Source organism: Tabrizicola sp. (assembly GCF_016793705.1).
GTDB lineage: Bacteria > Pseudomonadota > Alphaproteobacteria > Rhodobacterales > Rhodobacteraceae > Tabrizicola.
This window is the reverse complement of sequence record NZ_JAEULO010000009.1, coordinates 35,500-44,612: the sequence shown is the minus strand read 5'-3', so window position 1 is coordinate 44,612 and position 9,113 is coordinate 35,500. Positions and strand designations below refer to the sequence as shown.

General features: G+C 66.1%; 11 protein-coding genes. 2 read left to right on the top strand and 9 right to left on the bottom strand.

Annotated elements, in window-relative coordinates:
* Positions 1 to 328: 328 nt before the first annotated feature.
* Positions 329 to 856, top strand: coding sequence for a hypothetical protein (locus JNJ68_RS02025; protein WP_294978276.1), 528 nt, complete (start codon positions 329 to 331; stop codon positions 854 to 856).
* Positions 857 to 1,063: 207 nt separating this feature from the next.
* Here the strand turns inward: JNJ68_RS02025 and JNJ68_RS02020 are convergent, their stop codons facing one another.
* From JNJ68_RS02020 to JNJ68_RS02000, 5 genes are all read right to left on the bottom strand, one after another.
* Positions 1,064 to 1,885, bottom strand: coding sequence for a ferredoxin--NADP reductase (locus JNJ68_RS02020; protein WP_294978273.1), 822 nt, complete (start codon positions 1,883 to 1,885; stop codon positions 1,064 to 1,066).
* A 74-nt stretch (positions 1,886 to 1,959) separates the two neighbouring features.
* On the bottom strand, positions 1,960 to 2,379 hold the full coding sequence (locus JNJ68_RS02015) for a DUF934 domain-containing protein (RefSeq protein WP_294978270.1): 420 nt from the start codon (positions 2,377 to 2,379) through the stop codon (positions 1,960 to 1,962).
* A complete protein-coding gene (locus tag JNJ68_RS02010; protein ID WP_294978268.1) occupies positions 2,376 to 3,128 on the bottom strand; it encodes a phosphoadenylyl-sulfate reductase in 753 nt (250 codons plus the stop codon). Before JNJ68_RS02010 ends, JNJ68_RS02015 begins: the two co-directional genes overlap by 4 nt.
* A complete protein-coding gene (locus tag JNJ68_RS02005; RefSeq protein WP_294978265.1) occupies positions 3,118 to 4,788 on the bottom strand; it encodes a nitrite/sulfite reductase in 1,671 nt (556 codons plus the stop codon). The genes JNJ68_RS02010 and JNJ68_RS02005 overlap by 11 nt, the downstream gene beginning before the upstream one ends.
* Before the next feature lie 5 nt (positions 4,789 to 4,793).
* Positions 4,794 to 5,099, bottom strand: a complete 306-nt coding sequence (locus tag JNJ68_RS02000) for a DUF2849 domain-containing protein (protein WP_294978263.1) — start codon at positions 5,097 to 5,099, stop codon at positions 4,794 to 4,796.
* Between the two features lie 144 nt (positions 5,100 to 5,243).
* Here JNJ68_RS02000 and JNJ68_RS01995 point away from each other — a divergent pair, with 144 nt between their 5' ends.
* A complete protein-coding gene (locus JNJ68_RS01995) occupies positions 5,244 to 5,705 on the top strand; it encodes an Lrp/AsnC family transcriptional regulator (RefSeq protein WP_294978261.1) in 462 nt (153 codons plus the stop codon).
* A gap of 43 nt (positions 5,706 to 5,748) precedes the next feature.
* Here the strand turns inward: JNJ68_RS01995 and JNJ68_RS01990 are convergent, their stop codons facing one another.
* The 4 genes from JNJ68_RS01990 to JNJ68_RS01975 all read right to left on the bottom strand — a co-directional run bounded on the left by JNJ68_RS01990 (position 5,749) and on the right by JNJ68_RS01975 (position 9,107).
* A complete protein-coding gene (locus tag JNJ68_RS01990; RefSeq protein WP_294978259.1) occupies positions 5,749 to 6,924 on the bottom strand; it encodes a cytochrome P450 in 1,176 nt (391 codons plus the stop codon).
* A complete protein-coding gene (locus JNJ68_RS01985; protein ID WP_294978256.1) occupies positions 6,921 to 7,838 on the bottom strand; it encodes a DMT family transporter in 918 nt (305 codons plus the stop codon). The genes JNJ68_RS01990 and JNJ68_RS01985 overlap by 4 nt, the downstream gene beginning before the upstream one ends.
* A 60-nt stretch (positions 7,839 to 7,898) precedes the next feature.
* Positions 7,899 to 8,642 (bottom strand): triose-phosphate isomerase, encoded by a 744-nt coding sequence (gene tpiA, locus JNJ68_RS01980; RefSeq protein WP_294978254.1) that lies wholly within the window; start codon positions 8,640 to 8,642, stop codon positions 7,899 to 7,901.
* Positions 8,643 to 8,747: 105 nt separating this feature from the next.
* The gene (locus JNJ68_RS01975; protein ID WP_294978252.1) at positions 8,748 to 9,107 is read right to left on the bottom strand and encodes an iron-sulfur cluster assembly accessory protein; all 360 of its coding nucleotides are present in this window, start codon (positions 9,105 to 9,107) and stop codon (positions 8,748 to 8,750) included.
* Positions 9,108 to 9,113: the final 6 nt, after the last annotated feature.

Sequence of the window (9,113 nt, the reverse complement as noted above, 5' to 3'; positions counted from 1 at the left end):
CACGACCCCGACATTCTCGCCATCCGCACCGATCAGGCGGATTTCCGGAGCGCGGATGCGGTCGTTGATGCGGGGACCGGTTTCGCGTTGCGGCGGGGCATTGTGCGGTCTGCGGGCTATGGTAGTCGTCCTTTGATGGTTCAATGTGCGGCGGCAATCTAGACGCGGGCGTGCTGCTCTGCAACCCGGCTGCGCCGCCTGAGGTCCAGAATTCCGCATGTTTCCGGCGTTTTTCGTCGTGCTGCATCGCAGCACCCTTTTCATTTCCCGGCCAAGCTGCCATATGACCCGCATCCGGGCGCTAGCTCCGGTCATGGGAGTATATGACATGAACAGAACCGTTATCATCGGCGCCATCGTCGTCCTTCTGGCTGCGGGCGGCTGGTACCAGTTCAGCTACAAGCCGAACCAGGAGGCTGCTGCCGAGCAGGCCGCCGCCGCCAAGGCTGCCGAAGAGGCTGCCGCCGCGAAGGCCGCTGAAGACGCTGCTGCTGCCCAGAAGGCGGCTGACGAGGCCGCCGCCGCTGCCGCTGCGACGACCGAAGCCGCGACCGATGCTGCCGCGGCCACCACCGAGGCTGCGACCGAAGCCGCGACGGAGGCAACCGAAGCTGCAACCGACGCAGCTGCCGCCACCACCGAAGCTGCCACCGACGCTGCCGCCGCTGCGACCGATGCCGCTGCCGCGCTTGATCCGGCGAACTTCAACGCCGACGCCGTCGTGGCGCTGATCGACGGCTCGACGCTCGACGACGCGACCAAGGCCACGCTGAAGACCGCCGTGGATGCCGCCAAGGCCAACCCGGCGCTGGTTGCCGACACCATCGCGCAGGTCAAGACCGCACTCGGCATGTGATCTTCGGCGTCCGTCGAAACCTGAAGGCCGCGAGGGGGAACCCTTGCGGCCTTTTCCTTTGCGCGCGGTCGGAGTTTCGCAGCGCCATGCAAAAGGCCGCGGGACTTGCCCGCGGCGCTTCGAAATCAAAAGTTAAGACCACCCTAACGGAATTTCGTAAGTCTTTGTAGGCGCTATATACTCTGAAAATGTCCACCGTGGACAGAGTCAGATTCCGTCGCCCACGAAGGCCTTCTCGACCACATATTCCAAGGGCTCCGAATTGGCCCCCTCCCGCAGCCCGAACTTCTCCAGCACCGCCTTGACGTCGTGGTTGAAGGCCAGGCTCCCGCAGACCATGGCCCGGTCTTCCTCGGGGTCCATCGGGGCGAGGCCAAGGTCGGCGAAGACCTTGCCGCTGGTCAGGTTGTCGGTGATCCGCCCCATCCGCTCCGAAGCCTCGCGGGTCGTCGTCGGATAGTAGAGCAGCTTCTCCCCCACCATCTCGCCGATCAGCGGATCATCCTTCAGGCTCTCCACCAGCCGCCGCCCATACTCCAGCTCCGCCACCTCGCGGCAGGTGTGCATCATGATGACCTGGTCATACTTGTCGTAGGTCTCCGGGTCGCGCATCAGGCTGGCAAAGGGCGCGATCCCGGTCCCGGTCGCGAGGAACCAGATCCGGCTTCCCGGCAGCAGGGCATCATGGACCAGCGTCCCCACCGGCTTCGGCCGCAGGATGATCTCGTCCCCCACCTTGATATGCTGGAGCTTCGAGGTCAGCGGCCCGTCCGGCACCTTGATCGAGTAGAACTCCAGCTCTTCGTCCCAGCTGGGCGAGGCGATGGAATAGGCCCTGAGCAGCGGCTTCCCGGTGTCGCCCAGAAGTCCGATCATCACGAACTCGCCCGAGCGGAAGCGCAGGGATGCCGGGCGCGTGACCCGGAACGAGAACAGCCGGTCGGTCCAGTGGGTGACGGAAGTCACGGTCTGCGCGTCGGGCAGGTGGGGTTTCGCTGCGGCGGTGTCCATCGTCACGGTCTCGTTCATCGTTTCGCCCCTCCATAGGCGAGCGGCGGCGGCAAGGGAAGCCTTCCCGCTGCGGCGAATTGGATCGCGGGAGATCAGGCGCGGAGCCGGGCCTGGTAGTGGTTCGCCTGCCAGTCGGCGGCCCGGAACTGCCACTGTTCGGCGGGCTGGCGCGCGGCGATCTCGGCCGGAATCTCGGCGCCGTCGAAGCCGACCCGGCGCAGCATGGCGTACTGGTCGGCGATGACCGGGCCAAGGGCCAGAAGCTGGCCGGTGTAGCCCAGCATCCTAAGCTTCCGGGCGATGGTGAAGGCGCGGCCGTCGTTGAAGGCCGGGAAGGCCACCCGGATCAGGGTCAACTGATCCAGCCGCCCGACCAGCGCCTCGGGGTCGTCGGTGTTCGACAGGTCGACCGAGGTCTGGTCGGCCAGGTCGGCCAGCGCGACGATCTCACGCGCGGGGGCGGGAGTGAAGCCCGCGTCGGTCACGATGATGGTGGTGGAGGGCTCGCTCATGCCGCGTTCTCCTTCGGTGCACGCACGGCCTTGCCGTCGATGAAATGGATGCCGCACTCGGTCTTGGACTGCCCGCGCCAACGGCCCGCGCGGGGATCTTCACCCGGCTTCACCGGGCTGGTGCAGGGCGCGCAGCCGATGGAAGGGTAGCCCTTGGCAACCAGCGGGTGCCGCGGCAGGCGGTTTTCCACCATGTATTCCTCAAGGTCCTCGCGACCCCAGTGCGCCAGTGGGTTGACCTTGATGCGGAAGTCGCCCTCGTTCTCGAAAAAGTCGATCGTGCCGCGGTCGGCGTTCTGGAACCGCTTGCGGCCGGTGATCCAGCCGTCGAACTTCGAGAGCGCGCGTTCCAGGGGTTCGACCTTGCGGATGTTGCAGCAGCTGTCGGTCGAGAACTGGTGCAGCGTGCCGTCCGGGTCCTCGAAATTCACCCGGGCGGGGTTGGCGCGGATGGTGCGGATGTCGCAGAGATGCAGCTTCTCGGCCAGGTCGCGCTGGTAGTCGAGCGTTTCCTGGAAGAGCATCCTTGTGTCGATGAAGAGGACCGGCGTCTCGGGTGCGATGACGCTGACGAGGTGCAGAAGCACCACCGATTCCGCCCCGAAGGAGGAGACCAGCGCCACCCGGCCCAGGTCCTCGTCCCCCAGCGCGTGCTCCAGCACCGCCGTCGCGGAATGGTGCTTGTAGCGCGCGTTCAGCGTGGCGACCCGGTCGGCGACGGGGCCTTCGTGGCGCCCGTCACGCGGCATGTTGCGCGCCTTCCGTCTCGTAGAGTGCCGCCTTGAACGGGTCCATCCCGACCCGCTTGAAGGCTTGCAGGAAGGTCTCGGACGGTTCCAGCCGCAACCCGAGATAGGCGCGCAGGATGCGTTCGATGGCGGGCACGATCTCATCATAGGCAAAGCCCGGCCCGGTCTTCTCGCCGATCACCGCATCCTCGGTGCCGTCGCCGCCGAGGGTGATCTGGTAGTTCTCCACCCCCGCCCGGTCGAGGCCGAGGATGCCGATATGCCCGACATGGTGGTGTCCGCAGGCGTTGATGCAGCCGGAAATCTTGATCTTCAGCGGACCGATCTCATGCTCCAGCTTGAGCGCCTCGAAATGGCTGGCCAGCTCCTGCGCGACCGGAATCGACCGGGCGGTGGCCAGCGCGCAATAATCCATGCCGGGGCAGGCGATGATGTCGGAGAGGAGCCCGACATTGGCGGTGCCAAGGCCCGCCTGCACCAGTGCGGCGTGCAGCGTGGGCAGGTCGGACTTGTGGACATGCGGCAGGATGACGTTCTGCTCATGGCTGATGCGCAGGTCGCTGTGGCCGTAGCGCTCGGCCAGATCGGCCAGAAGGCGCATCTGGGCAGAGGTCGCATCGCCCGGGGTCTTGCCATGGGCCTTCAGGCTGACGGTGACGATGGCATACTGGTCGTTGCGATGCCGGGTGAGGTTGGTGTCTGCCCAGGCCCGGAACACCGGGTCGGCGGAGTAGAAGGCGTCATAGGCATCGATCGGAGCGTCGCGAAAGGCGGGGGGGGCGAAGGCTTCGCGGATGTCGGCCAGAAGCTTCTGGTCGTTGCCGCCGAAGAGCGGGCGCAGGCGGGCGAATTCCGCCTCGACCATGCGGGTGATCTCGTCCTTGCCGGTCTCGTGCAGGGTGATCTTGATCCGCGCCTTGTACTTGTTGTCGCGGCGGCCGAGCGTGTTGTAGACGCTGAGCACCGCCTCGACATACGGCAGAAGGTCGGCTTCGGGCAGGAAATCGCGGACGGTCATTCCGACCATGGGTGTACGACCGAGACCCCCGCCGACGATCACCTCGAAGCCGGGCTCACCGGCGGCATTGCGGACCATGCGCAGGCCGATGTCATGCGCGCGGGTCACGGCGCGGTCGTTCGGGCTGCCGGTGATGGCGATCTTGAACTTGCGCGGCAGGAACTGGAATTCCGGGTGGTCCATCGACCACTGGCGCAGCAGCTCAGCATAAGGACGCGGATCTGCGATCTCGTCTGCGGCGGCTCCGGCGAAATGGTCGGCGGTGACGTTCCTGACGCAGTTTCCGCTCGTCTGGATCGCGTGCATCTCGACATCGGCCAGCGCCCCAAGGATCGCGGGCACGTCGGGCAGTTTCGGCCAGTTGAACTGGATGTTCTGCCGGGTGGTGAAATGGCCGTAGCCCTTGTCCCAGGTGTCGGCGATATGGGCGAGCTGGCGCATCTGGCCCGGGTTCAGCGAGCCATAGGGGATCGCGATCCGCAGCATGTAGGCATGCAGTTGAAGGTAGAGCCCGTTCATCAGTCGCAGCGGGCGGAACTCATCCTCGGTCAGCGAGCCGTCCAGCCGACGTTCGACCTGATTGGTGAACTGCGCGACGCGGGTGCGGACGAAGGCTTCGTCGAAGTCGGAGTAGGAATACATGCAGGTCAGCTCGCGAGGTCGGCTTGCTTGCCGTGGTTGTAGTTCGAGGGGCCGCGGGTGCGGAATTCCTCGCGGAAATGCGTGGGCTCGGGGCCATTCGCGCCCGGCTTTGCATCGGCCAGATAGGGGCCGACCACAAGCAGTTTCTGCGCCGCCGCATGGAGGAGGCGAAGCTGGGCATGGGCCTCGTCCTCGATCAGCTCGGCCTCGTTGTGGAAGGCGGACCAGCGGTCGTCGGCGGTCAGATAGACCACATCGCCTTCGCGCAGGCGGTTTGCGGTCACGATCTTGGGCGTGAAGCGGCGGCTCATCTTCGGGATCCTTGGCCAAGGAATGTTCCCTGGAATATAGAATATTTTCCCTGCAAAGGACCAGTGGCCCTTGCAGATAAGGATGCGTGTTCCGATACTGGCGGGGATGAAAACCGCTGTTCCGGGATATGGGGGAAATCAGGAATGACCGCCGCGCTGGACGATCTGGACCGGAAAATCCTGTCCGAACTGCAACAGGATGCCGAACAGTCGCTGGACGAGATCGCACGGAAGGTGGGGTCGTCGAAGACCCCCGTGTGGAACCGGATCCGGCGGATGCGCGAGCAGGGGGTGATCACCCGGACGACCGCGATCCTGGATGCCGAGGCCTTGGGGCTGGAGGCCTGTTTCTTCGTGTTGATCCGCACTTCGGAGCATGAGGCAGAATGGCAGCGGCGGTTCCTGAAGGCCTTGCGCGAGCGGCCTGAGGTGCTGGAGGCGCACCGGCTGGCGGGGGACATCGACTATATCCTGAAAGTGCGGGTGAAGAACGCGCGGGCCTATGACACGTTCTACCAGGCGCTGATCTCGGAGGTGCGCATCTACAACGTGACGGCGCTTCTGAGCATGGAGGAGATCAAGTCGACGACCGTACTGCCGGTATGAGGGCAGGAACCTCCGGCGGGGGTATTTGGGCAAAGATGAAAGTTCAGGCGGTGACGCGCAACTCACTGAGGCCGTGGAAGTGGTAGACGTCGGCGTATTCGGGCTTGGCGGCGAGAGCGAGGTTCGGGTGGTACTGGAAGAGGATCGGCAGGGCGATCTGCAATTCCAGCCGGGCGAGGGGGGCGCCGACGCAGAAGTGGAGCCCGGCGCCGAAGGTGGCGAGCGGTTTGATCGGGCGTGAGGGGTTGAAGCGGGCGGGCTGATCCCAGACCCCGGGGTCGCGGTTGGCAGCGGCGAGGAGGAGGCCAACCCGGTCGCCACGGCGGAATCTGTGGCCCATGACCTCGATATCCTCATAGGCCCAGCGGGTGAACATATGCAGCGCGGGGTCGTAGCGGAGGATTTCCTCGACGGTTCCTTCCGCGCTGTCGGGGGCGAGGGCGGTCAGGGACGTCCGGGTTTCCACGAGCGTCTTCACCCCGTTGCCGATGGTGTGAACAGTGGCCTCGTGGCCCGCGTTGAGGAGGAGGATGCAGGTGGCGATCAACTCGTCGGTCGAAAGCTTCTCACCCTCGCTTTCGGCGGCGATGAGCTGGGTGATCAGGTCGTCGGCGGGGCGGGCGCGGCGGTCCTCGACATAGGCGCGCAGGAAGGCGACGAAGGCTTCGGTGGCGGCGACGGCGCGGTCCTCCATCGCGCGGGTGCGGCCGGCCATGTACATGCCGACCATCGCGTTCGACCAGCGCAGGAGGTCGGGGGCCATCTCTTCCGGAACGCCGAGGAGGCGGGCGATGATGCGGACGGGGAGCGGTTGGGCGAAGGCTTGCAGGAGGTCGAACTCGCCTTCAGGGAGGGCTTCGACGAGTTCGGTCGCCAGCGCGGTGATGTCGGGCGCAAGGCCAGCGATCCGGCGCGAGGTGAAGGCGCGCAGGACGAGGTTGCGCAGGCGGGTGTGGCGGGGCGGCTCCAGCTCCAGCATGGAATGCGCCTCAACGGCGTAGAACGGGGCGAGATGCGGCGGGATGACGGGGGGCTCCACCGGCTCGCGGCCGAAGCGGCGGTCGCGGAAGATGGCATTCACCGCCGCCGAATTGCCGGTGCAGGTCAGGTCGTAGTCGGCCCAGCGGAAGAAGGGGCCGGCGGCGCGGGCGCGTTCGTAGAACGGATAGGGATCCTGGACGAAGGCCGGGTCCTTGGGCGATTGCGCAAGCTCGATCATCGCCGTGTCCCGCCCAGGAGACCTTGCGCGATGGCCGCACCGGTCACAACGATGGCGGCGCCGAGCGTCTGCCACCAGTTCCAGGGGCCGCCCGCGAGGAAGACGATGAGCATGACGTAGAACGGCACCGCGTTCATGTGCATCGAGGCCGCGCCGATTCCGATCCTGCCGACCGAGAGTATCCAGAGAAGCTGGGCGATGGCCATCGAACCGATCCCGAAGGCAGCAAGTCCACCGAACTCCGGCCAGCCTATGGCGCCCCAGTCTGGCCACTCGCCGCGCAACACCCCGTCGGCGAGAGCGGCAAGGGTGGCGACGATCGCGCCCCCGGCGATGGTGATCGTGCTGCGGCCGAGAGGGGTGAGGTCGGGAAATGCCTTCACCGTCTCGCGCGAGCCCCAGGTGTAAAGCGCGACCGAAATGAGAGCGGCGAGGACGCCGATGCCCAAGCTGACCTCGCCCTCTGCTCCGTTGACGGCGATGAGGCCGCCGGCCACCGACAGGACCAGCCCGGCAGCCAGTGCGCGGGTGAATGGGCGGTGGTCGGCCACGCATTCCAGCAGGATGCCAATCACCGGCATGATCGCACTGACGATGGCGACGGTGACGGGATCGTTGTAGCGCAGCGCGATGATGACGAAGAACGAGGCGAGCCCGAGGGTGACAAAACCGACCCACGCACCCTTCATCCAGTTGGCGCCCAGCACGACCGCCTTGCCCTCGACGATCCACCAGACCGGCAGCAGCACCGCCGCCGCCAGCAGCGCACGAGCGGCGGTCAGCGCCACCGGCGGCATGTGCGGGATGATCAGATCGGCTGCAGGCAGGCCGCTGGCCCAGATCACCATCGAGGCCAGGCAGATCAGGTTTGACGCGATCAGGTTGCCACGCGTCGTCGTATCGAAAGTTGTCATCGGGCCAGCCTAGGCGGGCAGGGCGGGCTCGGCTGGCCCGTCAGCGACAGGGAGAGGTCGTCAGGCGGCCGAGAGTGCCGCGACGATGGCGCCGAAATCGGTGGCCTTTAGGCTTGCGCCGCCCACCAGCGCGCCATCGACATGCGGCACGGCGAAGATCTCGGTGGCGTTCGAGGGCTTGACCGAGCCGCCGTAAAGGATGCGGACGCCCGCGGCCTCGTCCCCGATCAGGCCGCGCAGCCGACCCCGCAGGAAACTGTGCACTTCCCCGATTTCCGCCAGCGTCGGCGTGCGCCCGGTCCCGATGGCCCAGACGGGTTCATAGGCCACCACAAGGTTCGCCGCTGTCGCACCCATGGGGATGGAGCCGTCGATCTGGTTGCCGATCACTGCCAGCGTCTTGCCCGCATCATGCTCGGCCTCGGTTTCGCCGATGCAGACGATGGCCACGAGACCGGCTTCGACCACCGCCTCGGCCTTGGCGCGGACCTGGGCGTCGGTCTCGCCGTGATCGGTGCGGCGTTCGGAGTGGCCAAGAATCACGTAGGTCGCGCCCGCGTCCTTCAGCATGGACACAGAGATGTCCCCGGTGTGGGCGCCCTGCGGTTTCGCATGGCAATCCTGCGCGCCGACCTTCAGGGCCGAGCCTTTCGCGGCCTCAGCCATCCGGGCGATCAGCGTGGCGGGGGGGCAGAGGAGCATCTCGCAGGCCGGGGCAGGGTGCGCGGCGAGAAGCGCCGTGACCTCGGCCAGCGAGGCCTTGGTGCCATTCATCTTCCAGTTCCCGGCGGCGAGTTTCTTCATGCTGCGTTTCCTTTTGCGCTTCCGGACACGCCTAGCGTGTATGGGGCGAAAGGAAAAGGCTTCCGATCGCGAACAATCTGTCGTTGGCAGGGGATTTATCGTCGATCAGACGGCGGGCGTATCGCGGAACTTGATCGACTCGCCGCAACCGCAGGCCTCGACCACGTTGGGGTTGCGGAACTTGAAGCCGCTTTCGACGAGGCCGGTTTCATAGTCGATCTCGGTCCCGAAAAGGAACATCTGCGCCATGGGCGCGATCATCACCCGGGCACCGTCCTGGTCGACAACCTCGTCCAGCGGATTGACCGAGTCGACATATTCCATGGTGTATTCCATGCCCGCGCAGCCGCCCTTCTTGACGCCGATGCGCAGACCCTGCGACCCCTCGCGCTGCATCAGCCGCGTGATCTGGCGGCTGGCGGCGGGGGTCAGGGTGACAGCGGCTTTGCCGGGAATGCCGAACATGGGGGT

Coding starts and splice junctions, on each gene's coding strand:
- JNJ68_RS02015 (WP_294978270.1), bottom strand. CDS start 2,379: ATGAGCGAGCCCTCCACCACCATCATCGTGACCGACGCGGGCTTCACT.
- JNJ68_RS02020 (WP_294978273.1), bottom strand. CDS start 1,885: ATGAACGAGACCGTGACGATGGACACCGCCGCAGCGAAACCCCACCTG.
- JNJ68_RS01985 (WP_294978256.1), bottom strand. CDS start 7,838: ATGACAACTTTCGATACGACGACGCGTGGCAACCTGATCGCGTCAAAC.
- JNJ68_RS01995 (WP_294978261.1), top strand. CDS start 5,244: ATGACCGCCGCGCTGGACGATCTGGACCGGAAAATCCTGTCCGAACTG.
- JNJ68_RS02010 (WP_294978268.1), bottom strand. CDS start 3,128: ATGCCGCGTGACGGGCGCCACGAAGGCCCCGTCGCCGACCGGGTCGCC.
- tpiA (WP_294978254.1), bottom strand. CDS start 8,642: ATGAAGAAACTCGCCGCCGGGAACTGGAAGATGAATGGCACCAAGGCC.
- JNJ68_RS01975 (WP_294978252.1), bottom strand. CDS start 9,107: ATGTTCGGCATTCCCGGCAAAGCCGCTGTCACCCTGACCCCCGCCGCC.
- JNJ68_RS02000 (WP_294978263.1), bottom strand. CDS start 5,099: ATGAGCCGCCGCTTCACGCCCAAGATCGTGACCGCAAACCGCCTGCGC.
- JNJ68_RS02025 (WP_294978276.1), top strand. CDS start 329: ATGAACAGAACCGTTATCATCGGCGCCATCGTCGTCCTTCTGGCTGCG.
- JNJ68_RS01990 (WP_294978259.1), bottom strand. CDS start 6,924: ATGATCGAGCTTGCGCAATCGCCCAAGGACCCGGCCTTCGTCCAGGAT.
- JNJ68_RS02005 (WP_294978265.1), bottom strand. CDS start 4,788: ATGTATTCCTACTCCGACTTCGACGAAGCCTTCGTCCGCACCCGCGTC.